A 26,531-nucleotide genomic window follows, 5' to 3' on the forward strand; every position below is an offset into this window, starting at 1 on the left:
GCACAGCCTCGGTCATATCGCCCATGGTCATTTTATGGAGTCTACACACAACATTAATAGTATAGCAGGAGAGAAGCAAAGTAACAAGAATTAAATGAAGAATTTATGCCTTGCCGAATACTGTAATATAAGTTACAATTATTAATTAGAGTCCCGGGCTGAAAAGTATGAATTAAGGTCATAGAAAAAGGTGGTTAGGATATGATGCGTTCATTAAAACAGCAGTTGTTGTTTTTGGTAATAGGACCATTAATCTTACTTTCGATAATCGGGACTGTAATAACTGTAGCATATATGAAGGATAGAGCCATTCTGGCCACGGATACAAAAGCAAAATGCGACCTGGCCACAGCAGAAGAGATTTTGAATTTGATGTACCCGGGGTATTGGGAAGAGAGAAACGGAATTCTTTACAAAGGAGATACGAAAATAACCAATAATTTTGCGGTAGTGGACAGAATAGCTGAGTTAACCGGCGATACAGTGACCATATTTCTCGGCGATATACGGACCACGACCACCGTGCGGGAAAAGAATGGCCAGAGGGCTATAGGGACACGGGTATCAAGTATTGTCAGTACAAAGGTTTTAAAAAACGGAGAACTTTACCTGGGTGAAGCCAATGTGGTCGGACAGATGTACCGCACTGCCTACAAACCCATCCGGGACGCTAATGGCAAAATCATAGGTATGCTTTATGTGGGAATTTCCAAGAAACTTTCTGATGAATTGCTGCACAAATCTCTGTTCACAATTGTGGGAATAACGGTAATTTTAACTGTGCTGGTTGCTTTGATTGCCTGGTATTTTACTCAGCGTGTTATAATAGGGCCTTTGCAGGAAATTACCAAAAGTACCAAAGAATTGGCTACCGGCCAGTTAAACCAAAAGGTAGAAATAGCAAGTAAAAATGAAATTGGGGAACTGGCAGCAGCATTTAACCAGATGGTTGAAGGTATGCAGAGTTTTGCCATGCATATTGCCAGGGTTGCCGGTACAGAGGTGAACACTGTCACCTTTCCTGTGCACCAATCATCGTCCGAGCCGAACTTGGTTCAGGTAAAACCCGCTGTTGAAATCAATTTTCCTGCAAGTGCAAAAAACGACCCAATTGGTTTGGATACCGGGTACCCATTACCGGTTGAACTGCCGAAAGGATTAAATGAAGCAACCTTGAAACAGATTTTAGCCTTTATTGAATCAGAAAACCGTCCCATGTCGGCCGAGGAAATCGGTGAAGGTGTGAACCTGACAAGGGTTACTGCCCGCCGGTATCTGGAATTTTTAGAACAAATCGGCAAGGTAGAAGTGGAACAGAAATACGGTACCGTGGGAAGGCCGGTAAAACTTTACAAATCAAAATAGCTTGTTGGTTAAAAAAAAGAGGACATATTATTCTTCCGCTCACGGACGAAATCTCCTCCGGCAGCCGCTCCCACCGCGTGGGTCGCGGGCCGGAGGACGATTTAAAGTCCCCGCTCCAGAATAATATGCCCTCCTGACACCGGAAAAAAGTGGGAAGATTTAAGCCCCGCTCCGGAAAACATTTAACTTCCCCTTTTCCTGCTCTGTCTACAATCTGAGAGGTCTGCGGACCTCTTTTCAGTTTGAAGACAAAGTTAAATTAGCACGATTGAAGGGAGCTTAAGCCAGTCCATTAACGGAGTTTTACACCGTCTCCGCCCATAACCTCGGAGCAACGCTTGTTTTACCTCCACAGCGGCAGTTTCTTTTTCGTAGCAGCGGCCCTCTGAATTTTGGTCATTTTGAACATTAAGTAAACAAAAAGGGTTTCTTTACTTTAGTTATTTACGTAAAATTGACCCTATGCATGGAACATAAGAAAATGTAAACCGAGGCAATTTGCAGAAAGAGGGGAATTGTCGCAAAATTATGACAAAATTTATTAAAACAGGAAGGAGAGGATAAAGTGGAAATTAGTAGAAGAGATTTTTTCAAAATCAGTGGAGCTTTTGCGGCAGTGTGCGCCCTCGGGTTCGACGTTTCTCCTGTCCATGCCCAGGTTCAGGAACTGAGAATCCGTTCGGCTAAAGCCACACCGACCATCTGTCCTTTTTGTAGCGTCGGATGCGGTTTGCTGGTTCATACCGATGCAGAAAAGGGACATGTGCTGTACACTGAAGGGGACCCTGACCATCCGGTGAATGAAGGGACTGCCTGCAGTAAAGGAGCTTCAGTATTCCAGTTAAATTCCATTGCGGTAGGCAAAATAAACCCCAACCGTTTGACTAAGCCCTTGTACCGGGCGCCATATAGCGATTCTTTTCAGGAAGTGGAATGGGATTGGGCCATTGAACAAATTGTCGGGAGAATCAAAGAAACCCGCGATAAGACTTTCGTTGCCCAAAAAGACGGAATTAACGTAATGAGGACCGAGGCTATCGCCAATCTTGGCGGGGCCGGCCTGGATAATGAAGAGTGCTATTTATTGCAAAAACTGGCCCGTGCATTGGGCATAGTCTATCTCGAACACCAGGCCCGTATCTGACACAGTTCTACGGTTGCCGGTCTGGCACCATCATTTGGCCGTGGAGCCATGACAAATCACTGGATTGACCTGAGAAATACCGATTGTGCACTTATTCTGGGCAGTAATGCTGCGGAAAACCATCCGATATCTTTCAAGTGGCTGACTCATGCCCGGGAAAACAGGGGCGCCAAAATTATTCACGTAGACCCCCGTTTTACCCGAACATCCGCCAAGGCTGACATTTATGCTCCTTTGCGCAGCGGTACGGATATTGCTTTCGTGGGCGGCATGATAAATTATATTTTGGAAAATGACCTATACTTCAAAGATTATGTGGTCAATTATACCAATGCCGCTTATATAGTAGACGACGGTTTCGATTTTAAAGACGGTTTATTTTCGGGCTATGACGCCGAAAAGAAAAAATACAACCAGGACACCTGGGTATATAAAACGGGTCCTGACGGAAAGCCTTTAAAAGATATGACACTGCAGCACCCGCGCTGTGTTTTCCAGTTACTGAAAAAGCACTATGCCAGGTACGATGTCGATACCGTAGTGAAAGTTACGGGTACACCAAAGGACAAATACCTGGAGATTTGCAAGACTTATGCCGCAACCGGCAGGCCCGATAAGGCCGGGACTATTATGTACGCAATGGGGACAACCCAGCATACTGTCGGTTCGCAGAATGTCCGCATTTACGCCATTTTGCAGTTATTGCTGGGCAACATTGGCATTCCGGGTGGCGGTGTGCAGGCCCTGCGGGGCGAATCCAACGTGCAGGGTTCTACGGACTATGGCTTGCTATTCCATATCCTGCCCGGATATATCGCAACTCCGAGCGCAAGCCCAGAGCATGCGACACTGAAGGCGTTCCTGGAAAAAGAAACGCCTAAGGCCGGTTTTAAGGTTAATACACCTAAATGGGTTATTAGTTACCTGAAAGCCATGTGGGGTCCGGCGGCTACCCCGGCCAATGAGTTTGCTTATCATTACCTGCCCAAGAGGGACCCTGATAAGAACTATTCCCATATAGCTCTTTTTGAAGCTATGTACAGGGGCGAGATAAAAGGAGCCATGCTGTGGGGGCAGAACCCAGTGGTAGGCGGGCCGAACAGTTCCAGAGAAAAAGAGGCTTTAAAGAGACTTGACTGGATGGTGGCCGTTGATTTATTCCCGACGGAAACCATGCATTTCTGGACCCGTGAAGCAGGAGAGGACCCTGCCGCTATTAAAACGGAAGTATTTGTTCTGCCTGCCTGCTCTTCTTACGAAAAAGAGGGCAGCATCGCCAGTTCCGGGCGCTGGATTCAGTGGCGCTGGAAGGCTACCGCGCCTGTTGGGGAAGCCAAGGCAGACCTGGAGATCATGCACCTGCTGGCAACCAAACTGAAAGAGGCATACGCCGGCAGCGCCAGGCCAGAGGACGCTCCCATTCGGGACTTATTCTGGGATTATGGCCATGGCGAGGAGATTGACATTGACAAAGTAGTGCGCGAAATCAACGGCTATGATGTCAAAACAAAGAAACAGGTTAACAATTTCCTTGATCTCAAGGATGATGGCACTACCTGCTGTGGTAACTGGATTATGAGCGGAGTCTATCCCGAAGAAGGCAACCTGGCCAAGCGCCGAAACACGGTGGATAAGACAGGTATTGGACAATTCCTGGAATGGGCCTGGGCCTGGCCGTTAAACCGCCGCATCCTGTACAACCGCGCTTCTGCCGATTTAGCAGGTAAGCCCTGGTCCGCGGATAAGGCTGTTATTTGGTGGGATTCGACGGCTATTGATCCGAAAACAGGTAAACCGGGTAAATGGGTAGGTAAGGACGTTCCGGACTTTAAAGCAACCTGTCCGCCTACGGGCAGTGATTTCCCCTTTGTAGGCAACCAGCCCTTTATCATGCTTGATGACGGTGTCGCTGGATTATTTGCCAAGAAAGGAATGAAAGAAGGGCCTTTCCCCGAGCATTACGAACCATGGGAAAGCCCAGTCAAAAACATTATTAACCCTGTTCAGGTAAACCCTGTGGTGAAGGTCTGGAATCCCGACGAGCAGTCTGTTCCCGGCAGATTCCCGTACGTGGCGACCACTTACCGTGTATCGGAACATTGGCAAACGGGAGCCATGACAAGAAACCAGCCGTGGCAATGCGAGCTGGTGCCTGAAATGTTTGTGGAAATGAGTAAGGCGCTGGCTGACCAGTTAGGGATTGCCAATGGCGAATGGGTTATCGTAGAAAACATGAGAGGCCGAATTAAGGCAAAAGCCATGGTAACCGAAAGGTTCCAGCCGATTGAAATTAACGGTAAGAAAGTTCACCAGGTGGGCTTGCCCTGGCACTTCGGCTTTAAAGGATTTGCCAAGGGAGCAATTGCTAATGAACTGACGCCCCATATCGGCGACGGTAACACTATGATACCCGAATATAAAGCCTTTCTGGTCAACATAAGGAGGGCGAAATAATGGCAAATTTAAGTAAATTTATAGATACTTCCCGGTGTACTGCCTGCCGTGGTTGCCAGACGGCATGTAAAAACTGGAACCAATTGCCGGCAGAAATACTGGAATTTAAGGGTTACCTGCAGACCCACGAAGATACGTCGCCCCAGACCTTTACCTATGTGGTAATGAAGGAACGGTTGAAGCAGGAGAAGATGGACTGGTTGTTTTTAAAACGCCAGTGCATGCATTGCACAGAAGCGGCCTGTGAAAAGGTATGCCCGGAAAATGCCATATTCCACACTGCGGAAGGCGCTGTTGTGGTGGACCGGGAGAAGTGTATCGGCTGCGGATACTGTGCCCAGTACTGCCCCTTTGGTATACCCAAAATTAATGAAAAAGAAAAGAAAATGTATAAATGCCATTTATGTTCTGACCGGATAAGCAACAATTTACAACCGGCCTGCGCAAGAACCTGCCCTCTGGGTGCGATTCGGTTCGGCGAGCGCAATAAACTGGTTGCGGAGGCAAAGAAACGGTTGGCTGAAGTGAAAAAACAGTATCCGAACGCCAATCTTTACGGTTTGGACGACCAGTTCTTGCAGGGTACCGGTGTATTTTACCTGCTGCTGGAGGAACCTGAATTCTATGGCTTGCCTGCTAAGCCGGCAATACCGGTCGTGGCCTCAATCTGGCAAGACGTTATTCAGCCTATCGGTAAAATGCTCCCCGTTGGAGTCCTGGGGGCCATTTTTGCCAGCGCCGTTTCCAACAGAATAATGAAAAACAACCACGGAGACCATCACGAAAGTGAAGGAGGGGAAGAGCATGGACAACAATAAGAAGACCTCCGGTGAAATGATTCTTCGTTTCGGTCGGGTAGCCATCTTTGCCCATTGGGCGCATACAGTGACTTTTTTCATGCTGGCATTGACGGGTATGATTATTTATATCAAATCTTTCAGTTTTCTGGCCGTACTGTTCGGCGGTTTTCAGGGCGTCAGGCTCGTGCACAGAATTATGGCGGTGGCTTTCATTATCTGCCCGCTGATATCCCTGGCCGCTAATTTCAAAGGTTTTCAAGAATGGATGAAAGACGTTACTACCTGGGGAAAAAACGAACTTTTGTTCCTGAAGATGTTTCCCAGGGAACTGTTTGGTTTACCCGTTGAATTCCCGCCGCAAAGCCAGTTTAATGCCGGGGAAAAGATTAATTCCCTGCTGCAGGTCTTTGGCTGTACCCTGTTGGCTTTATCGGGAATTGTCATCTGGTTTAAACAGTATTTTCCCGTAGTTTTGGTGCAGTGGGCCCTGCCGGTGCATGATTTAACCTTTATTCTGACTTTTTCCGCTGCTCTTGGGCATGCTTACATGGCCTGCGGGCTGCCGGCAACCAGACACGGTATCAATGGCATGTTATCGGGTTATGTTAAGGAAGAGTGGGCGAGGCACCATTATCCATTATGGGTGAAAAAGGTGAAAGGTGACCAAGCATAACGCAGGGAGTTGAGGAAGTTGCCGAAAGAACTGTTGGTACCGAAGGAAATTCTCGATTTTTATGGCGAACTTATAAGGGTACAAGATAAATTTTCCGGGGACCTTTTACCGGTAACCTTAACAGAGAAACAAAAGGATACCTTTATCAATGAAAAGGCCCCTCTGCTAAATTTTACCGGTTTTCATCCGGAAAAAGAGAAAGTTAAACAGGCTTTGCTGGAAGTATGCCGGGTTACGGCGGAATACCGGCCGCAGGTAGCCGGTAAACTAGCCGGAATACAGGCTTTGGCTGACCTTGAAGAAGAATTGCCAAAGGTTCTGGAAAGGTTTCTTTGGCAGGATAAAAGTTATATCAGCGAGTTAGTGGAACAACACCGTCTAGACGGCAACTTGACATCCTTTGTCTTCTTTAACGTGTTGAAACCCTTCGTTGCCAATTATGCCAGAAATCTGGAAGGCCAATACGACAAAAACCGGTGGTTTGAGAGATACTGCCCCGTCTGCGGTTGGAAACCTTCATTTGCTGTTATTTCGGCGGGAAGTCACCGTAGGTTGCTCCATTGTTCCCTGTGTGAAACGGAATGGCCCTTTGCCGGTCTGGAATGTCCGCATTGTTCGAATACAGACCATGATACCTTAAAGTATTTCACCGTGGAAGATGATGAAGTCTACAGGGTAAACGTTTGTGAACGGTGCAAAGGATATATCAAGACCATTGACGAGGAAAAAATTATCACCAGAGAAAATGCACTGATAACAGACATAAAAACCATACACCTGGACATACTGGCAGAAAGAGAAGGATATATAAAAGAGGTCGGTATTTCCGAAAACAAGAAAACAAACTGAGCAAAGCAGGTGGTTTCCTTGTTTAACCTGGGATTTCCCGAACTGATTCTCATTTTGGTAATTGCCCTGATAATTTTCGGGCCGGGCAAACTACCCGAAGTTGGCAGAGCCATCGGTAAGGCTATGCAGGAATTCAGAAGGGCATCCGCCGAGGTACAGTCAGAATTGCATAAAGAGTTGCAGGAAAAAGAAAAAGGAGACTCCTGACCGAAGGAGAGCATCTTATTCTGGAGCGGGGGCGAAAATCGCCCCCTATTCTATTATTTGCCGGACAGGTATTTCTGATAATTCCCTTGGCGGGGTCACATAAACTGTCCGCTGGTTTTCGTATATTACCATGCCCGGTTTGGCTCCGTTGGGTTTATGCACATACTTACGCAAGGTATAATCCACAGGGACTTTAGCTGAATTTCGGGCCTTGCTGAAGTAAGCCGCCAATAGCGCTGCTTGGATTAAGACTTTTTCCGGGATGTCGCCGTTTTCGGACCGGACGATTACGTGCGAACCGGGGCTGTCCTTCACATGCAGCCATAGGTCGGAAGCTTTGGCTTTTTTGCAGGTTAACCAATCGTTCTGCTTATTATTTTTGCCCACCCAGATAATTGCTCCTTCTTCTGTGGAAAACTGCCAGGGCCTGCTTTCGGGAGCAGGTGTTTTTTTATTTTTGCCTGTAGACTTTTCCCGGATATAACCCTGTTCAGCCAGTTCTGTTTTAATCTCGGCCAGGTCTTCCAGGGAGGCGGCCTGGTCGATATTGGCGGAAACTGATTCCAGGTACGCCAGTTCCTGTTCGATCTCTCTTTGTAGTTCCCGGGCCGCTTTTTTACCGGCTTTGGCTTTGTTATATTTTTTAAAGTAGGCCTGGGCATTTTCTGACGGGGTTAAGGACGGGTCAAGGGCAATGGTTATTTCTTTTTGCCCGGGATCGTAAAAATCCGGTAATGTGACCGATTCCATATAAGGCTTCAGAAGATGCAGGTTCGCCATTAAAAGCTCGCCGGCTTTTCTGTATTCCTCCGCTGCTTTGGCAAGGGCAATGGTTTCTTCCTGAAAAGTCAGCTTTTTCCGGTTCCGGCTAATCTCGTTACTGACTGTTTTGTTTAACCGGTCCCTGAGCTGCCTGAACAGATTTTGTTCGTGTCTGGCCTGGTAGAAGCGGTCCGTTATTTCATTCATGGAGCCATGTAATTTCGGCAGTGGGCCGAACTGAACCAGGTCATGGGCGGAAAAAGCTACAGGTTGTTTGTGATTGTCCAGTACCAAAGTAGGACAAAAAGCTGCTTTTTTGGTTTTTTCCATCATGGAAGAAAAGGATTCCCACAACTTTTGCAATTCATGTTCACCGAAATTATCCAGAGTGATATCTTCGGCCAGGCCGCTCAGCAAAAACATTTCCCTGCAGGTTTGCGGGCTTAAGCCGGTAAAAGTTTGTAGCAGCCATTTGTCGGGAGATGCAGGGGCGCTTTCAGCACAGGTCAAGACCTTTTTCCAGAGAATAGATTTAAAATCATACTCCGAGATATGCAGGGGGTTAATTTTCCCCTGACCGGGTGGTGCAACGTAGGACCTGCCCGGTAAAACCTCCCGGTACCTGTTTACGGCGTGACTGAAACGGATAATTCCATCCAAAATCACATTATCCTCGCTGTTCAAGAGAATAATATTACTGTGTTTGCCCATGATTTCGCAAACCAGGATTTTTTCACTTAACCTGCCCAATTCATCGTAGCTTTCTATATGCAAGCGAATGATGCGTTCAAAGTCAGGTTGGCTGATACGGGTAAGCTTACCGCCTTCCAGGTGTTTCCTGAGTACCATGCAGAACATCGGCGGTGTCAGTGGATTTTCTCTGTTAAAACGGGTCAGGTGTACCCTGGCCATGCCGGGGTCGGCGGACATGAACAATCTCTGTTTACCGGCGGGTGTATGGAAAATAATTACGATATCGGTTTTACCCGGCTGATATATTTTTTCAATACGGGCGCCCAGGATAGTTTGGTTCAATTCGTTAATCAGAGCAGACAAAACTAAACTGTCGTATGCCATATTTCCTCCAAAACCTAATTATTTGATTATATATTGTATACAAGGGCGGAAACTGTTGCAAAAGGCCTATAAGTAGTATAAGATAAATTAGTAAGTAATTCTATTAAAATAGTACATTTTTGTACGAAAAATAATGTGTTTTTTATCGGGGCCAAAACCGGCGAGGAAATTCCTCTTTTGTTTTGGCTTTTCCATGTCAAAGGAGGTGGCAGAATAGGTTGCAGTTCACTAAAATGCATGGACTTGGCAATGACTTTATTTTAATCGAAGATTTTGATAAAAACAACCTGGCGAACGGGGCTGAATTGGCAGTACGGCTGTGCAACCGGAAAACCGGTATAGGGGCTGACGGCTTAGTTTTTATATTACCCTCAGAAACGGCAGATATTCAGATGCGCATATTTAACCCTGACGGCAGTGAGCCGGAGATGTGCGGCAATGCAATCAGGTGTTTTGCCAGGTATTTATATGACCACGGTATTGTGAAAAAGCAAACCATCAGAGTTGAGACTCTGGCAGGCATAAGAATACCCCGGATTATAGAAAACCCTGCCGGAGAGGCGCTTGTCGAAGTAGATATGGGCGAGCCGGAACTGGAACGCGGGCGTATCCCGATGCTGGGGGAACCGGGGAAAGTTGTCGCTGAGCCTTTGCCGGTAAACGGTTCTACATATAATGTTACCTGTGTTTCTATGGGAAATCCTCATTGTGTGATTTTCGTGGACAACGCGGAAGATTATCCGGTAGCTGCAATTGGACCCCGGGTTGAAACGCATACCGCCTTTCCCAATAAAACCAACGTGGAGTTTGTCCAGGTTTTGAATGAAAATGAAGTTCGGATGCGAGTTTGGGAACGGGGAGCCGGGATAACCATGGCCTGTGGCACAGGAGCCTGTGCGTCGGCGGTGGCTGCCCACCTCAATGGATTTACGGGCCGCGAAGTCATTGTACACCTCGATGGAGGCGACCTCTTTATCCGGTGGGCTCAGGACAACCATGTCTATATGATGGGGCCGGCTGCTTATGTTTTCAAAGGTACAACCCTGGAATAGGTTGGCAACCACCCAATTTATGCAGTGATTGACCAAAAACATTATTATATATTAAGCTATTTTACCACCATAAACAAAGGAGGATTTGAAAGTTGGAAGAAGCACAGCGCATTAGGCAATTACCAGCTTACTTGTTTGCGAGAATCGAAAAAAAAATTGAAAAGGCCAAAGAAGAAGGAGTAGATGTAATCAGCCTGGGGATAGGCGACCCTGACCGCCCGACCCCGGACCACATAATTGAGAAGCTCTGCGAACAGGCCCATAACCCGGAAAACCACCGGTACCCCTCATCGGTAGGTATGCTGAGTTACCGTAAGGCAGTTGCGGAATACTACGGGAACAGGTTTAACGTTGAATTGGACCCCAGGACAGAAGTCGTTTCTCTGTTAGGCTCCAAAGAAGGCATTGCCCATATTTCTTTTTGTTATTTGGATCCGGGCGATGTGGCCTTAATTCCCGACCCCGGTTACCCCGTATATGGTATAGGCGCACTTTTGGCCGGCGGGAATCCATACATTATGCCTCTGAAGCCGGAAAACGGATTTTTGCCTGATCTGGATGCCATACCTCCTGATATAGCTAAAAAGGCAAAGCTGATGTTTGTAAACTATCCCAATAACCCGACGGGGGCTATTGCTGATGACGCGTTCTATCACAAACTGATTGCTTTTGCCAAGGAATACGACATTATAGTTTGCCACGATGCTGCTTACCAGGAGATTGCTTTCGAAGGATACAGGCCGCCAAGTTTTTTGGAATATCCGGGGGCCAAGGATGTGGGTATCGAATTTGGGTCCTGCTCCAAGTCTTATAACATGACCGGCTGGCGAATTGGCTGGGCTGCCGGTAATGCCAGAGTTATAGAAGCTTTGGGCAGAATCAAGTCAAATATTGATTCCGGAGTATTTCAGGCTGTCCAGTACGCCGGTATTGCTGCATTAACAGGGCCGCAGGATTGTACAAAAGAAATGAGTGAAGTCTATCGTGAAAGAAGAGATATTGTTGTCGATGGGTTGAACAGCCTTGGTTGGAACCTGGAGAAACCCAAGGCTACGATCTATGTGTGGGCACCCGTGCCTAAGGGCTATACTTCAATTTCTTTTGCTGAATATGTTTTTGAAAAAACCGGTGTAGTTATTACGCCCGGCAATGGATACGGCGAATACGGCGAAGGTTTCTTCCGTATTGCTTTGACGGTGGAAAAAGAACGCATTCTTGAAGCTATTGAAAGAATAAAACAGAACGTAGGCAAAGTGGAATTTTAAAAGCGAGAAAAAGTCTCGCTTTTCTTTTTCGTCGAATTTGTGTAAGGAAAGTGAATTATGCGTGGAATGGGGCTAAAATCATCGGGTTATTTTAAAAATAATAAATAAAGCTTTGTTTTTTATGTACAAAAAAAGATTTTTATAGTATAATATATATAAGCAAATATATAATACACCTTTATTAATGGCTAGATGCTTACTTACAGCGCTGAATTCTTTGCTAAAAAGAAGCGGAGGAACCAACCTTTTGGGGTGAATCCCACAACTATTGTGGGTAGGGTCATCTGTCGACCCGAATCCGTCAGCTAACTTCGCAAGCGTGGACAGGAAGAAGTGTTTTAGCATTTTTTGGCTGTCCTCAAAATTAGCTGACTCTATACCCCCGGTTTGTTTCGGGGGTTTTGTGTTTTAACTTTGGAAAGGAGGACTTGGCCATGGTGATGAAAGAGGATTATATGCTGCATCAGGAAGTTGAAAACAGTAGCGCAAAAAACAATCAGGTACAGAGGATTATAACCCCGGAAGAGAAAAGGCAGGTAGCGCTGGAAAGAGCGGCTGAACTAAAATTGCGGATAGAGGATTATCTGGTGGCGAGAGACCATATCGAAACGGGTTTTGATCAATGGCCCCGGATTGAAAAGAGGAAGGCCAGGATTTTACAGGTTTTAAACGGTACGGAAGCAGACTGGAATGACTGGAAATGGCACATGAAAAACCGGATCAGAGATGTGGAAGTCCTTGCGCAGATCATCGACCTGACTGAGAAAGAAATCGAAGATATAAAGAAAGTGGGACAGAAGTTCAGATGGGCTATATCGCCTTATTATGCCAGCCTCATGAGTGAGCGCGATCCGAGCTGCCCTGTTCGCTTGCAAGCTATCCCCAGTATACTGGAGTTATTAGACCAATCAGGGAAAGACGACCCGATGGGAGAAGAGTTTACATCGCCCGCTCCGTGCATAACGAGAAGGTATCCGGACAGGTTGATAATAAACGTCACGAATCAGTGTGCCATGTATTGCAGGCACTGTCAACGCCGGAGAAATATCGGGGAAGTTGACCGCAACAAGCCCCGTTCGGAGATAAAAGCTGCCATTGAATATATCAGGGCGAATCCGGAAATCCGGGATGTCCTCATTACCGGGGGGGATGCGTTGCTGTTAAGTAATTCGGAATTAGATTGGATTTTAACCCAGTTGGATAGCATTCCGCATGTTGAAATCAAAAGAATCGGTACCAGGACTTTGGTTTCCATGCCGCAAAGAATTACCCCGCAATTATGTGAGATTCTTGAGAAACACCCGCCACTTTATATCAATACTCAGTTTAACCATCCCAAGGAAATTACCCCGGCTGTAGCCGAAGCATGCGACAAGTTGATCAAGGCAGGGGCTGTGTTGGGTAACCAGGCGGTTCTGCTGAACGGAATAAATAATAATGTCCATGTCATGAAAAAACTCAACCATGAACTTTTGAAGGTGCGCATTCGTCCATATTATATATTTCACGCTAAAACTGTTACAGGCACCAGTCATTTTATCACAAAGGTAGAAGAAGGAATCAAAATCATGGAAAAACTGCGGGGATACACTTCGGGGTTGGCCGTTCCCACTTATATAATTAATGCTCCGAAAGGGTACGGAAAAACGCCTATGCTTCCCGAATACCTGATTTCATCCGGCGAAGATGAGATAGTTATCCGAACATGGGAGAAAAAAGTAATGTCTTATCCCAATAAAAAGCATTTTAAAACCGATTTGAATCTGGTTAAATCTACTTGAGCTACCCGGGGTTAACACCTGGGCTTTTTTGTGAGCGTGTTTCCGGGGAATAGGTTGGGAATTCTCCTTAATTCTTAAAAATTCTCTTGATTTCTGGATTTTCAAAGAGGAATTTCTTTTTTTAAGTAGAACTATTAATTTTGTGTGTTAAAACCAGTAGTTCAAACTTTTTCTTTAAATCGAAACTTTTTAACTGGTTGTGGTAATAATAGGAATGTTGTCAAGAGATGAAGAGGTGGAAAGATTGATAAAGAGCATGACCGGTTATGGCCGGGGTGAATGTACCGGCGGTAATGTTGTATTTTCTGTAGAGATACGTTCTGTTAATTATCGTTTCCTGGAAACAGTTGTCCGGATGCCAAGGCTTTATGCAGCCTTGGAGGACCTGGTGAAAAAAAGTGTTGCCGAAAAAGTGGCCAGGGGGCGCGTTGATGTTTTCGTATCCGTTGAGACAGAAGACAGTAAAAATAAAACCATCAAAGTTGACAAAGATTTAGCCTTAGCGTATTATAATTCTTTGAAGGATTTAGGGGAGATTTTAGGCGCACCCGAACAGCAGATACAGTTGATTGATATTGCCCGTTTTCCTGATGTGGTGGTTCTGGAAGAAGGGGACCCCGACATGGAAGAAATGGCAAAAGCTTTACAGACTGCTACGGAAATGGCTCTCGAACAGTTAGTAAATATGCGCCGGGAAGAGGGGAAAAGGCTGCGCGCAGACCTGTACTCGCGTATTGAGAAACTGGAAGGTTGTTGGGTGCAGATAAACGACCGTGCTCCTAATGTGGTGGTGGAGTATAAAGAAAAGCTACATGCCCGGATAAAAGAACTGCTCGAAAGTGTAGAAGTTGACGAGAGCCGGCTAGCTGCTGAGGTGGCCTTTTTTGCCGACCGGAGCAATATTACTGAGGAACTGGTCAGGCTACAGAGTCATTTCGCTCAGTTTAAGGCTGCTTTGGACAGTGCGGAACCCATTGGTCGAAAAATGGACTTTTTGGTGCAGGAAATGAACCGGGAAGTGAATACCATTGGTGCCAAAGCCAATGATTTAACCATAAGCAACCTTGTAATTGTGGCCAAAAGTGAATTGGAAAAAATAAGGGAACAGGTACAGAATATAGAGTAAGTTAAAGGTAAAATAAGGAATTCCTAATAAAAGGAGGGTAGACTGGAAAATATATAGCTGTATACCGAATGGCGAGGTTTTTTAGTATTTTTAATATGTTTTGTTTTTAAAACAAAGGAGGGCTTTTATTTATGGAAATAAAATTGATTAATATTGGTTTTGGCAATATAGTTTCTGCAAACAGGATTATTGCCATTGTTAGCCCGGAATCGGCTCCTATTAAAAGGATAATTACGGAAGCCCGTGATAGAGGTATGTTGATAGACGCTACATACGGAAGAAGGACCAGAGCCGTTATTATCACAGACAGTGATCATGTGATACTGTCTGCGGTGCAACCGGAAACCGTGGCGCATAGACTGGCAACCAAAGATACAAACCATAGCGAAGACCCGGCTGATTAATTATTGCTGACCGGGGAGAGAGAAAAATGAAGTTACCTGGTCTGTTGTTGGTTATTTCTGGGCCTTCAGGTACGGGCAAAGGCACGGTATGTCGGGCTTTAGTGGAAAAACACCCCTCTATTGTCTATTCTGTGTCGGCTACCACCAGGCCACCCAGAACAGGAGAAGTTGACGGGGTGAATTATTTCTTTTTGGGTGAAGAAGAATTCCTGCAAAAAGTAAAAGAAGGCGGTTTTGTTGAATGGGCTAAGGTTTACGGTAATTATTACGGTACCCCCAAGGACGCGCTTTTGGCGAACCTGGCAGCGGGCAAAGATGTAATCCTTGAAATAGACATTCAGGGGGCCATGCAGGTAAAAGAAAAGTTCCCCAAAGGGGTTTTCATTTTTATAATGCCGCCTTCGTTAAAAGAATTGCAAAAACGCATTTGCACCAGAGGGACGGATAGCGCCGAGGTAATTGCCACACGTATGAATTCCGCGGCCGGAGAAATGAAAAGCTATTCTAATTACGACTATATTGTGGTCAATGAAAGGGTTGGGGAGGCGGTAGCGGCGATAGAGGCTATTATTTTTGCAGAAAAACACAGGGCCAGCCGCTATCAGTGTATTGAGTCACCAGACCAAGATAATGAAATATTATTTATAGCAGAGCAATATCAAAAATAGGAGGTAGATAGTTTGAAACAACCTTCTCTGGATGTGCTGTTGAAGTATGTTGACAGTAAATACACACTGGCTGTTGCTGCTGCCAAGAGAGCCCGCATGATTACTGAAGGAGCTCCTAAACTGGTAGAGTCTAATTCTTACAAACCTGTTACGGTAGCCTTGGAAGAAATAGCCCAGGATAAGGTAAAGTACCACCGCACCAAAACGGGTATTAAGTAAATTACAAGGGGGGAGGATGTTGTTACAGGGCAAATGTGTGGTCCTGGGAGTAACCGGTGGGATTGCCGCTTATAAGGCTGCTGATTTGGCCAGCCGTTTGATTAAACATGGTGCTGAGGTTCACGTTATTATGACCAAGGCAGCTTGCCGATTTATCACTCCCCTTACTTTACAAACTATTTCCAGACAAAGGGTTATAACCGATATGTTTCAGGAGCCGGTCAGTTGCGAAGTACAGCATATAGCGCTGGCTGATAAGGCGGATTTAATGGCTGTGGTTCCGGCTACGGCCAATATCATAGGGAAAGTTGCCAACGGGATTGCCGACGATATGTTGTCCACGACCTTGATGGCTACCAAAGCACCTGTTGTGTTTGCTCCGGCCATGAATGTACATATGTACGAAAATCCCATTGTCCAGGGTAATATCAACAAACTCAAGCAGTTGGGGTATTATTTTATCGAACCGGCAACCGGGCGCCTGGCCTGTGGATACGAAGGGAAAGGGCGGTTACCTGACGTTGAATATATAATGGATAAGCTCATCTATCTTTTAGTGGGCATAAAGGATTTTGCCGGCAAAAAGGTTCTGGTTACGGCCGGAGGGACCCGGGAAGCCATCGATCCGGTTCGTTTTATTTCTAACAGAAGTACCGGCAAAATGGGTTATGCTATTGCAGAAGCAGCCAGGGACCGTGGAGCGGAGGTTACGCTGATATCCGGACCAACGACATTGGATGCGCCAATGGATGTCCGCAAGATAGAAGTTGAATCGGCCGATGAAATGTTTGAAGCAGTAAAACAGGAATACCTTCAGGCTGATGTTGTCATTAAGGCCGCCGCGGTGGCGGACTACAGACCGGTTGCCGTGACCCGGCAAAAAATCAAAAAGGGACCGGACAGTATCTCGCTGGAACTTACGCGAAATCCCGATATACTTGAATTTCTGGGACAAAATAAAGGCGACCGGATTTTGGTGGGTTTTGCTGCTGAAACAGAAAGTCTGATGGAAAACGCACAGAAGAAACTGAAAAAGAAAAACCTGGATTTGATTGTGGCCAATGACCTTACGTTGGAAGGAGCCGGATTTGGCGTGGATACCAATGTGGTAAAGTTAGTATTTGCCGATGGCCGGGTTATACCGCTGGAAAAAATGCCGAAACGCCAGGTGGCAGACATTATATTGGACACAATTCTAACTTTAAAATAAATTGTGTAATATTTTAGTTCAAGGAGGGAACATTTCATGAGAAAACTTTTTACGTCTGAATCAGTTACGGAAGGCCATCCTGATAAAATTGCCGACCAAATATCGGATGCCGTCCTGGATGCCATTTTTGCTCAGGACCCCTATGCCCGGGTAGCGTGCGAAACGGCTGTTACAACCGGTCTGGTTTTAGTTATGGGGGAAATTACAACCAAGTGTTATGTGGATATTCCCAAGGTTGTCCGCGAAACTATCAGGGAAATCGGCTATACCCGCGCTAAATACGGGTTCGATTGTGATACCTGCGCAGTAATTACATCTATTGACGAACAGTCACCTGATATTGCTATGGGCGTTGATAAGGCGCTGGAGGCGAAAACAGGGGAAATGTCCGATGCCGAGATAGAAGCCATCGGCGCCGGCGACCAGGGGATGATGTTCGGTTATGCATCTAACGAAACGGAAGAGCTTATGCCGCTTCCCATATCCCTCGCCCATAAGCTGGTCAGAAAATTGACGGAAGTACGGAAGCAAGGTGTACTTGATTACCTGCGTCCTGACGGCAAGAGCCAGGTAACTGTTGAGTACGAAGATGATAAGCCTGTACGGGTTGACACCGTTGTCATATCCACTCAGCATGCGCCGGAGGTTTCTCTGGAGCGGATCAGGCAGGATATCATTGAAAAGGTCATTAAGCCTGTTATACCCGCCGAAATGTTGGATGACAAAACCAAGTATTTTGTTAACCCCACCGGTCGTTTCGTTATCGGTGGTCCGCAGGGCGACTCCGGTGTTACCGGCAGGAAGATTATCGTAGATACTTACGGTGGTATGGCCCGTCACGGCGGTGGCGCCTTCTCGGGTAAGGACCCTACAAAAGTTGACCGTTCAGCCGCTTACGCTGCCAGGTACGTGGCCAAAAATATTGTTGCCGCCGGCCTGGCCGACCGGTGCGAAGTGCAGTTGGCTTATGCCATCGGCGTAGCCCGGCCTGTATCTATAAGGATCGATACCTTTGGCACCGGCAAAGTGCCTGAAGATAAGCTGGTGGAACTGGTCCAGAAGCACTTTGACCTGCGTCCGGCGGGCATTATCAAAGAACTGGATTTGCGGCGCCCGATTTATAAGCAAACGGCTGCCTACGGCCATTTCGGGCGTACTGATATCGACCTGACCTGGGAGCGGACCGATAAGGCCGAACTCCTGAGGAAAGAAGCGGGACTCTAATAAAACACGGGAGAAAATTAAGAGGAACCTGATGCTGAAAAGCGCAGGTTCTTTCTGTACTACCGGAGACATTAAAGGTCGATATGGAAGTGAGGTACTTAAGTGACATTGAGCAGCGGAATATCCCGGACGAAAACGATTGTATTGATATTGGTCATCCTGGTATCGTTGTTTGTTCGGCTTGAATATGTTATACAGGTTAACACACAACCCATTTCGGATATGCGGGATTATGACAGGCGGGCAGTAACTTTACAGGAAAAAGGAACTTTTGCGACCAACGAGAAACATGGCGCTACCTACCGCCCGCCCGGCTATGTAGTGTTCCTGGCATTAATCTATAAAGTATTTGGACACAATTATCATGTCGTTTACATTTTGCAGTCCCTGATGAGCGTATCAGTTTTGCTGGCAATTTATCTGTTTGCCCGAAGAGTTTTCGACCAAAACACGGCTCTAATGGGACTGATTATAGCTGCATTGTATGTGCCTTTTATAGGTTATTCAGGAGTGCTGTTGACGGAAATCCTGTTTTTAACCCTCTTTTCTTATGCGCTGTATAGTTTTGTCCGGGGAACACAGGAAAACAAAGTTCATTGGTTCGTATTATCCGGGATTCTTTTTGGCTTGGCTACCCTTACCCGGTCAATTTCCCTCCTTGTACCTTTAATATTACTTGGCTGGTATTGCCTGCGCAGTTATAAGGAAGTACTAACCAAACGGCTGTGGTTCCCCTCAATTTTAATGATACTGTTTATGGCCTTGACAATTATGCCCTGGACAATACGGAACTATATGGAGCAAAAGGAGTTTGTCCTGGTGGATACCATTTCAGGGCTTAATCTGCTGACGGGGAACAATGACTACGCCACCGGGTATTATACCGATAAGGTTATGAAGCTGCCCGGATACCGGCGAGCAGTAACCGAAGGAAAAAATGACGCTCAGGTAGACCGGCTTATGAAACAGGAAGCTGTCAGATGGATTGCCCAACATCCGGTTCTTTTTATTAAACTTGTAATTAGAAAACTATTAATTTCTGTCAGCGATACCAGGGACTGGATAGCTGATTTATACCACTTTGACAACATTTTTTTATACTCAAAAAACTTTAACAAATATTATCACTGGACCCTGATGGCTTTGGGTGCAGTGGGTGCAGTAATGGTTTTGTTGTATAAGCGGGAAGCGCTGTTTGTAGTATTGACGGCTACCTATTTTCCGGCGGTGCTGTCGATCTTCTTTTTTCAATACCGGTACATTTTCCCGGCTATCATTTTAATCATTCCATTGGCGGCTTTTGCAGTACAACAGATTTACAGCAGAAAAAGCTACTTTGCTTTCATTTGTGCTGCCGTTCTTGTTTTTGTGTTAAAGTATACTGCTGACTACCTTATTGTTTAAAAAGTGAAAGGGCATTTGGTGAATACCTCCTTCATTGAGGGTTAGGGTGGGCTAGTGGGTATTCTCTTTTCCTGCCACTCCAACATTTATTATAGAACCTTGATTTTCAAGGTTGTTTTCCACAAATATCCTTTACGATTAGTTTTCGAAAATGTAAAAAAGATAAACAGACGACAAGAAACGACAAAAAATACATCCCATTTATGTTATAATTATCCAGGAAATGATTTTTTCAACAAAAGGAGTAAAGGGATGTAATGGAGGAAGTATTTAAAAAGTTTAAATACCTACAGTGCGACCCGAAATACCGTGTAAACAGGCGTAGCCTGGAGAAAGTTATCGCTAAAGCCAGAGAAAGCGGGCTGCTGGAAAACCAGCCCTGGCCAAAGGTTATCCTGGAAGGGGACGAACTCAGCGAACTTCTTTCCGGAAACGAGATGCTGATTTCCGTGTGCCGCCCCATTATGGCCAGGGTTTTTGATTCCCTTACCGATAAGAGCAAGCTTCTATTTTTATGTGATTCCAGGGGGTATATCATCGATCTCTACAGCAGCATGGAGGTAATGCAGTGGTGTTTCAACAGGGGGATAATGCCGGGTGCTTGTCTGGATTACTACAGTTTCGGGACTAATTCCATCAGTATGGCCATTTATGAGAACAGCCCAACAGTAATCATAGGAGATGAGCACTACTGCAGTGTGATGAAATCCTGGAGTTGCATTGCGGCGCCTATCAGGGTGGCCGGTGAGACGGTGGGTTATATTGATATTTCTGCCGGAGCCGACAGTGATTTAGTGCAGTTGACGGCCCTGGTGGAATTGATGGCAGAGTTGGCGGGCAGCTATATGGAAACGACGCAGGGAAGCTGCAGACCTAGGGGTAATAATCATAATACCAGGGGTGAGCATTATAATTCTTCCGGTGTGGCAGGAAAAAGCATAGATAAAGCCGTGTTTTTCGGGAAAATTATCATTTCACGCCGGGATTTGACAGTCAGGGAAGTGGAGGTATTGTATGAGTTGTATTGTGGAAAAAACCAGGAGAGGGTTTCAGGTGAATTAAATATTTCAAAGAATACTATTAAGTGTCATTTAAAAAACATTTATCAAAAATTAGGTGTGGGAAACTTCAGTGATTGCATGGCTAAGGTGAAAGACATAGTATGGAATTAAACAACACAATTTCTGGGGAGCTTTCCCGCAGGTATGTTATTGGAGAACCCAGGCTGTTCCTTTAGGCATAGGATTATGGGGAACAGCCTGGGTTTTTCTATTGGGGTTATAATTATAACCCTGATATTTGGGAGAGGATTAAAAAAATACCCAAAAATTTCAGAAAAAGGGTGATGATTTTCGTCGGAAATTTGGTATATAATAGCAATTACAAGAAAGGTACGGATACAAACAAACGTATCAAAAATTAACTAGCTATTTTTTCTGTCAATATTTAGGGGTTTTATTATACGCCTTTAATTATATAATTACGATATAATTTTACAAAAAATTAAATCAAGAAAGGTGGGATGCTCAATAAGCATATTTAATTTAATTAAAAATGGTAAACACAGAAAGGAGCAAATTAAAAATGAAGATGAGGAAATTTATTTCATTGCTACTTATTACACTATTGGTATTTAGCTTGGTACCAGTTAGTTTGGCAGCGAATTCTCAAACATCAAAAACTATTTATCAAGCGGAAGAAATCACAGATATAAATGAATTATATAATCGTGCATTAAATGGCAAAACTGATAAAATTACTTATCCAAAAGCTAAACTAAAAAATAAAGAGGGAAAACCGTTAAATGTTAAAGTGTATTCGACCACTCAACTGTTGAAAATTGAGAAATTAAAAGATGGGAAGGAAAAAAAGAGTTATGTAACAACGACTTTTGCAATAGTAGACGAAATTGAACTTTCTTCCGAAAAGAAATCCCCGAATAGTCGTGTAAAGAATAGATATTTTTTAAACGATTATAAGTATGTTGAAAGATGGGATCCATCAAAAGGTGTAAAAGCCTATCAAACAGTATATTGGACGGTTACTTCTATCGGTGATGACGATTATTATGATATGTATAAAGTTAAAGGCGGTTGGACGGTTTCTTCGTCGTATTCCGTACAAAATTGTAAAGTTAACATTGGTCAAAATGGTTTTTATAACGGTGGCTATACTATATCTCAAGCCTTGACAAAGTACAATGTTCTTATAATGTATGATTACAATGTACCTCCAGAATGGAAACCTATATCAAAAGGAATGGTAGGAGCTAATTCTTATGGCTCGGTTAGAAAAGGAACGTCATCAACAACATACGATTTATGGTTAGAAAATTTAATAATTAATGATTATAGTGTAGAATTTCCAAGATAAATCGGGAGTGTAAAAGAATTTTTACTTCTAATCTTTCCTGATGAATCGATTAAAAGAGTAGGCCAGTTTTAATAACGGCCTACTCTTTTTGAAGTTAGTCTTATCGATTCTTTTTTACCTTCCCACTCAATACTAACGTCAAAGATTTCACTGTTGCTTGGCATTTTAGCCCCTGACGTACTAGTGCTTTCAATTTTAAAATCTTTACCTATTGTAATTTCTCCGAAAGCAAAGGGCGGTAATATCTTATTATTAACAATTGAGCTAAATTGGAATTTGACTTTCGTTTTATCACTAATATTACTATTTTTGTAATTTAATGTATAAGTTTCGTAGGTCTCATTGCCGGACAGTTTATAACTCAAAGTAACTTCCCAATTCTTACTCTCGCCCTCAAAAGTGATTTCATTGGTTACTTTATCATTACATCCGGCAACAATTAACAAAAGGATTAATATCAGAGTATTCAAAGTATAATTAAATTTTATATTAACTCCCCCTTTTTTTCTAAATTATCTATATTATAACATTAAAGGAATTAAAATACAAAGATTAATAATCTTAAAGTCATGTTAATTTGTTGTAGGATATACTTATGAGCTCCTTTTCTAAAATGGTTTGAATGGATATCCGTACCCTGCACACAAATGGCACTCTGGAATTATCAGTAACAGCAACAGCAAGTCAGTACTGGCATTCTTCTTTGGAGTAAAAAACTTATGAAAAAACAGAGGTGACTACGTGAAACAACGGTGGTTATTTGGAATAATCATTTTTATGTCGCTTACTTTTTTAATTGGCTGCATTGCAAATCAAGACGATGTCCAGGTTGCTAAAATATCATATAACAAAATTATAAAATTATCTGACAAAAGTTCCAGAGAAGCACTAACCATTCTAGAGAAAGCTATTAAAGATTTGAGTTTGACAAATGAGAAATATACACATAATGAAGTTATTCGGGGCGGTTACGAAGGTTTTATATATACTTACAGCAAAGCTAAAGAAATAAAAGTAAACTCAAAGACTATTAAAGGGAATCTTTGGTTTTTAACTTTAGAAAAAAAACTCATTATATTTAACGACGGGAAATTTGTAATTGCTTTAAAGGTAAAGGAATTCAATAAAGAAGAAATAAAAAATTTACTTAAAAGTAATAACTGATCTTTTTTTTGGCTGTTTGTTGTATGAGCATTTTGCATAATAATTAGTCTTAGAAATTAAAGAAAATAGAAAGGACCTTACCCCAAAACGAAGAAGTTTTCAAGTGAAGAACCAGAAAATACCGTTAGGAGAATATTATTATGAAAAAAATGCCCATTTTTATTCTAGTTGCCATTTTTGTACTTGTAGCGGCTACAGCAGCCTTTTCTATTTCAAAAGGTAAAAGTACGGCGGACTATATCAATGAGGCTAAGGGCATGCCTGATGCTAATAAAATTGTTCTTGTAGTAAACGGAAACGAAATAACAAAAGCAGAGTATATGATTACTCTAAAAATGCAGGAAGACCTTACGGCCAGTTTGAAGACAGAAAAAGAAAATATAGCATTGAATGCTCCTGCAGGTCCGGAAAAAGAAAAGGCCCTTGCCAATATCGATAAAAAACTGGTTGCCGGAGAAGAAAAAAGAGCATTATCTTATTTTTTGACGGAATACGCACTGGTTACAGAAGCAAAGAAACTCGGTATTGAGGTATCCGAACAAAAAGCAAAAGACTATGCTAAACAAACTAAAGAAAAATACCAGCAAAACAAAAAACAGGGAATGTCCAGTGAAATTGACGATTTTATTGCTACCATGGGGGAAAAAACATACTGGGAAGGCTATGTGCCAAAGAAATACCAAATTAAAGGCTCTATTGGTAAACTGAAAAATCAAATTACTGGCCAAGTTGATAAATCAGAAAAGCAAAAAGTGTGGAATGATTATGTAATTGATGTAACTTCTAAAGCCCGGTTTGAAGTGAAAGATACCAATCTTATTAAATTAACTAAAAAGGATATTATTGATTATAAAAAGAATTATATTGAAGAATAAACAATAAATCAGCAGTGTGGGACGGATATGAGTCAACCGGGATTAGAAAAATCACCCTCAATTTTACCGCCGGGGTGATGAATCTAATCGGCCTGATGTAATATAATTATAAGTATAGGTTTTAACATATTTTACCGGCCGGTAGTTTCAGAAAATTGCAAAAAATACCGCGACGGTTGAAAGGGGGGAGACATTTAGGTTTTTACCAATACCAAACGGAGGTGTAAAGATTATGCCACGCAAGATAACCCGAAAATTGATATCACTTGCCATTCTCGGCGCAATGCTGCTGACCTTTGTTCCCTCGGCCTGGGCGCAGGGGGAAGGGGCGAAAATAACACGGGAAGAAGCCATGAAAATCGCCCGGGATACTTTTGGCATACCCGAGGGTCTGAAAAACGTGGACATAAGCTACCGGGAAGAAAGCTATTTCGGTAACCGGAAGATATGGGAATTCAACTGGAATATGTCAATACTGAACCGGTACCGCCATATCAGTGTGTCGATAGATGCCGACACGGGAGAAATAATTCAGTACTCGGAAAATGAAGACTGGTCTAATGCCAAAAAACCGGCCAAGTATAAGACCAGGGAAGAATGCCGGCAAATAGCTGAGGCTATGCTGCAGCGCCTGGCGCCGGAAAAGTTTAAACAAAGCCGACCGGTGGAACAGCCTTACCCGGAATATGATTACTACGGCGGTTTTAGAACATACAGTTTTACTTACGTTCGCATGGTGAACGGGATTCCATTTTTGGAAAATACCCTTACTGTGAACGTTAACGCCGGAACGGGCAAAGTAATCCACTATTACTCCAATTGGGATAACAGTGTGGAGTTTCCCAGACCGGACGGAGTTATTACGGCGGAGCAGGCAGAGCGGATATTCCGCGAACAGATCGGATTGCGGCTTGCTTACGTACGGCCTTACGGGCCGTATCCTCCGGGCCCGGTAAATGCCAGGAAACCGGTGCAGTTATACTATACTGTTGAGGATTTCATGGGGGGCGGGAGCTATATTGATGCGTTCAGCGGCAAGTTAATAGACGGGTTCGGCAAAGAAGTCAAGGTGCCGGAAAAAGTGTACCTGCCTGTCAAAGAAGAACCGCCTGCCGCCAACCAACCGGGAAAAACCCTGACCTTGGAAGAAGCCAGGGCCAAAGCCGGCGAATATATAGATATTCCCAGCGATTATACAGTGCAAAACAGCCGGTATGCAGAAGGCTGGTACCCCGGTTCCGCCAAAACCTGGGAGTTTCAGTTCGGTCCCAGTGATTACCGGGGCGGGGAGAACATCAGTGTAACAATAAACGCCCAAACAGGGGAATTGATAAATTATCACAGATGGGAAGAGATTTGGGGCGAACAGGAAGAAAAACCGGTCAATTATGACTATGACAGGTGCAAGCAGATTGCCCTGGATTACCTGAAAAAAGTTGCCCCGCAAAAGGCCGAACAAGTATATTTGCAGGAATTCCCCCGGCAGGACTATTATTACGTCAACGGTAAAGAAGTAAAATCTCCTGCCTACAGTTTTAACTTTGTTCGCGTGGTAAACGGCATTCCGTTTAATATGAACACCATTAGTATATCAGTAAATAACAATACAGGAAAAGTGCGGGCATACTGGTCCAACTGGGATGAATACCAGACCTTTGCCTCCCGCGACGGGATAATTACTGAAAAAGAAGCCGTTGAGAGTTTACTGGCTTTAGAGAAGCCCACATTGAAATATACCCGCAAGGCATCGGAAGACGGCAGACCGGCAAAAGAGGTCATGTTAGTTTATACTTTATATAATCAGGTGCCCAAGATGGTTAACGCCAGGACAGGCGAAGTGGAAAATGTCTATAATTACGGTGTTCCTGTGGAATTAAAAGACATCGACGGCCATTGGGCGGAAAGAGAAATCCGGATTTTGGCCGCCTGGGGCGTGGTCAGCGGCAATAAAGAGAAGAAATTCAACCCGGACAGGACCATTACCAGAGCAGAATTCATCAGCATGCTGGCGGCGGCCAAGGGCCTGGAGCCCGGTAGTGAGGAGGCCCCGGTGTTTGTTGATGTGCCCAAAACCGCCTGGTACTTTAACGCCGTGCAAGCTGCGGCCAGGGCCGGTCTGGTCAAAGGTTCCGGCAAGAAATTCAATCCCCAGCAACCTATTTCCAGGCAGGAAATGGTAGTTATGTTAATGAACGCGGCCAACAGCGGCGGAAGTTTCCTGCAGGAAGACTTAACCGATGTGTTGCAGGCGGAATTTAAGGATGCGGACAAAATTGCCGGGTGGGCCAAAAATGCTGTGGTTCAAGCCCTGCAGATGGGTATATTGACAGGGCAAAACGGTTACATAAAACCAACTAATCCGGCTACCAGAGCGGAAGCGGCCGTGCTGCTGGCCCGGACCCTGCAGGTTAGCGCCGGTTTGGGATATTAACAGG

The 26,531-nt window shown here is 44.4% G+C and carries 23 protein-coding genes and 1 riboswitch; of the genes, 21 read left to right on the forward strand and 2 right to left on the reverse strand.

Going from position 1 to position 26,531, the window contains the following annotated elements:
- Positions 1-201 precede the first annotated feature (201 nt).
- The 6 genes from ACSNJE_RS02345 to ACSNJE_RS02370 all read left to right on the forward strand — a co-directional run bounded on the left by ACSNJE_RS02345 (position 202) and on the right by ACSNJE_RS02370 (position 7,492).
- The gene (locus ACSNJE_RS02345) at positions 202-1,365 is read left to right on the forward strand and encodes a methyl-accepting chemotaxis protein (protein WP_495251903.1); all 1,164 of its coding nucleotides are present in this window, start codon (positions 202-204) and stop codon (positions 1,363-1,365) included.
- 565 nt (positions 1,366-1,930) lie between these two features.
- Entirely contained in the window at positions 1,931-4,963 is a 3,033-nt protein-coding gene (fdnG, locus tag ACSNJE_RS02350; RefSeq protein WP_495251904.1) for a formate dehydrogenase-N subunit alpha, read from the forward strand.
- Positions 4,963-5,781, forward strand: a complete 819-nt coding sequence (locus ACSNJE_RS02355) for a 4Fe-4S dicluster domain-containing protein (protein WP_495251905.1) — start codon at positions 4,963-4,965, stop codon at positions 5,779-5,781. The genes fdnG and ACSNJE_RS02355 overlap by 1 nt, the downstream gene beginning before the upstream one ends.
- The gene (locus tag ACSNJE_RS02360; protein WP_461568235.1) at positions 5,768-6,436 is read left to right on the forward strand and encodes a formate dehydrogenase subunit gamma; all 669 of its coding nucleotides are present in this window, start codon (positions 5,768-5,770) and stop codon (positions 6,434-6,436) included. Before ACSNJE_RS02355 ends, ACSNJE_RS02360 begins: the two co-directional genes overlap by 14 nt.
- 18 nt (positions 6,437-6,454) lie before the next feature.
- The gene (locus ACSNJE_RS02365; RefSeq protein WP_052218708.1) at positions 6,455-7,285 is read left to right on the forward strand and encodes a formate dehydrogenase accessory protein FdhE; all 831 of its coding nucleotides are present in this window, start codon (positions 6,455-6,457) and stop codon (positions 7,283-7,285) included.
- A gap of 18 nt (positions 7,286-7,303) precedes the next feature.
- Positions 7,304-7,492 (forward strand): TatA/E family twin arginine-targeting protein translocase, encoded by a 189-nt coding sequence (locus ACSNJE_RS02370; protein WP_052218709.1) that lies wholly within the window; start codon positions 7,304-7,306, stop codon positions 7,490-7,492.
- A gap of 45 nt (positions 7,493-7,537) precedes the next feature.
- On the opposite strand, the gene ACSNJE_RS02375 is transcribed toward ACSNJE_RS02370, so the two are convergent.
- Entirely contained in the window at positions 7,538-9,331 is a 1,794-nt protein-coding gene (locus ACSNJE_RS02375) for an Rqc2 family fibronectin-binding protein (RefSeq protein ID WP_495251906.1), read from the reverse strand.
- Between the two features lie 218 nt (positions 9,332-9,549).
- Here ACSNJE_RS02375 and dapF point away from each other — a divergent pair, with 218 nt between their 5' ends.
- From dapF to ACSNJE_RS02435, 12 genes are all read left to right on the forward strand, one after another.
- The gene (dapF, locus tag ACSNJE_RS02380; protein ID WP_052218711.1) at positions 9,550-10,383 is read left to right on the forward strand and encodes a diaminopimelate epimerase; all 834 of its coding nucleotides are present in this window, start codon (positions 9,550-9,552) and stop codon (positions 10,381-10,383) included.
- Positions 10,384-10,475: 92 nt separating this feature from the next.
- The gene (locus tag ACSNJE_RS02385; protein ID WP_495251907.1) at positions 10,476-11,648 is read left to right on the forward strand and encodes an LL-diaminopimelate aminotransferase; all 1,173 of its coding nucleotides are present in this window, start codon (positions 10,476-10,478) and stop codon (positions 11,646-11,648) included.
- A 196-nt stretch (positions 11,649-11,844) separates the two neighbouring features.
- Positions 11,845-11,983, forward strand: a riboswitch (cyclic di-AMP (ydaO/yuaA leader).
- A gap of 99 nt (positions 11,984-12,082) precedes the next feature.
- A complete protein-coding gene (eam, locus tag ACSNJE_RS02390) occupies positions 12,083-13,429 on the forward strand; it encodes a glutamate 2,3-aminomutase (protein ID WP_152909054.1) in 1,347 nt (448 codons plus the stop codon).
- A 235-nt stretch (positions 13,430-13,664) separates the two neighbouring features.
- Positions 13,665-14,555 (forward strand): YicC/YloC family endoribonuclease, encoded by an 891-nt coding sequence (locus ACSNJE_RS02395; protein ID WP_345786544.1) that lies wholly within the window; start codon positions 13,665-13,667, stop codon positions 14,553-14,555.
- 131 nt (positions 14,556-14,686) lie between these two features.
- Complete coding sequence (gene remA, locus ACSNJE_RS02400; protein ID WP_052218715.1) at positions 14,687-14,959, forward strand: extracellular matrix/biofilm regulator RemA; 273 nt, start codon at positions 14,687-14,689, stop codon at positions 14,957-14,959.
- A 26-nt stretch (positions 14,960-14,985) separates the two neighbouring features.
- Positions 14,986-15,627 carry a guanylate kinase gene (gmk, locus tag ACSNJE_RS02405; protein WP_495251908.1) on the forward strand — a complete coding sequence of 214 codons (642 nt, stop codon included), beginning with the start codon at positions 14,986-14,988 and terminating at the stop codon, positions 15,625-15,627.
- Positions 15,628-15,639: 12 nt separating this feature from the next.
- The gene (rpoZ, locus tag ACSNJE_RS02410; protein WP_013120669.1) at positions 15,640-15,846 is read left to right on the forward strand and encodes a DNA-directed RNA polymerase subunit omega; all 207 of its coding nucleotides are present in this window, start codon (positions 15,640-15,642) and stop codon (positions 15,844-15,846) included.
- A gap of 19 nt (positions 15,847-15,865) precedes the next feature.
- Complete coding sequence (gene coaBC / locus ACSNJE_RS02415) at positions 15,866-17,056, forward strand: bifunctional phosphopantothenoylcysteine decarboxylase/phosphopantothenate--cysteine ligase CoaBC (RefSeq protein WP_052218717.1); 1,191 nt, start codon at positions 15,866-15,868, stop codon at positions 17,054-17,056.
- A gap of 36 nt (positions 17,057-17,092) precedes the next feature.
- Entirely contained in the window at positions 17,093-18,280 is a 1,188-nt protein-coding gene (gene metK, locus ACSNJE_RS02420; protein ID WP_052218718.1) for a methionine adenosyltransferase, read from the forward strand.
- Between the two features lie 102 nt (positions 18,281-18,382).
- A complete protein-coding gene (locus ACSNJE_RS02425; RefSeq protein ID WP_495251909.1) occupies positions 18,383-19,684 on the forward strand; it encodes an ArnT family glycosyltransferase in 1,302 nt (433 codons plus the stop codon).
- Between the two features lie 257 nt (positions 19,685-19,941).
- On the forward strand, positions 19,942-20,856 hold the full coding sequence (locus tag ACSNJE_RS02430) for a helix-turn-helix transcriptional regulator (protein ID WP_495251910.1): 915 nt from the start codon (positions 19,942-19,944) through the stop codon (positions 20,854-20,856).
- A 412-nt stretch (positions 20,857-21,268) separates the two neighbouring features.
- Positions 21,269-22,057, forward strand: a complete 789-nt coding sequence (locus tag ACSNJE_RS02435; protein ID WP_495251911.1) for a hypothetical protein — start codon at positions 21,269-21,271, stop codon at positions 22,055-22,057.
- A 68-nt stretch (positions 22,058-22,125) separates the two neighbouring features.
- Here the strand turns inward: ACSNJE_RS02435 and ACSNJE_RS02440 are convergent, their stop codons facing one another.
- Complete coding sequence (locus tag ACSNJE_RS02440; protein ID WP_495251912.1) at positions 22,126-22,422, reverse strand: hypothetical protein; 297 nt, start codon at positions 22,420-22,422, stop codon at positions 22,126-22,128.
- A gap of 376 nt (positions 22,423-22,798) precedes the next feature.
- Between ACSNJE_RS02440 and ACSNJE_RS02445 the strand changes: the two genes are divergently transcribed.
- The 3 genes from ACSNJE_RS02445 (at position 22,799) to ACSNJE_RS02455 (ending at position 26,527) form a co-directional block, all read left to right on the forward strand.
- Positions 22,799-23,221, forward strand: a complete 423-nt coding sequence (locus ACSNJE_RS02445) for a hypothetical protein (protein ID WP_474658580.1) — start codon at positions 22,799-22,801, stop codon at positions 23,219-23,221.
- A 140-nt stretch (positions 23,222-23,361) separates the two neighbouring features.
- Positions 23,362-24,096 (forward strand): hypothetical protein, encoded by a 735-nt coding sequence (locus tag ACSNJE_RS02450; RefSeq protein WP_495251913.1) that lies wholly within the window; start codon positions 23,362-23,364, stop codon positions 24,094-24,096.
- A 232-nt stretch (positions 24,097-24,328) separates the two neighbouring features.
- Positions 24,329-26,527 (forward strand): S-layer homology domain-containing protein, encoded by a 2,199-nt coding sequence (locus ACSNJE_RS02455; protein WP_495251914.1) that lies wholly within the window; start codon positions 24,329-24,331, stop codon positions 26,525-26,527.
- The last annotated feature ends 4 nt before the right edge of the window (positions 26,528-26,531 follow it).

The sequence above is a fragment of the Thermincola sp. GK-1 genome (assembly GCF_059412445.1).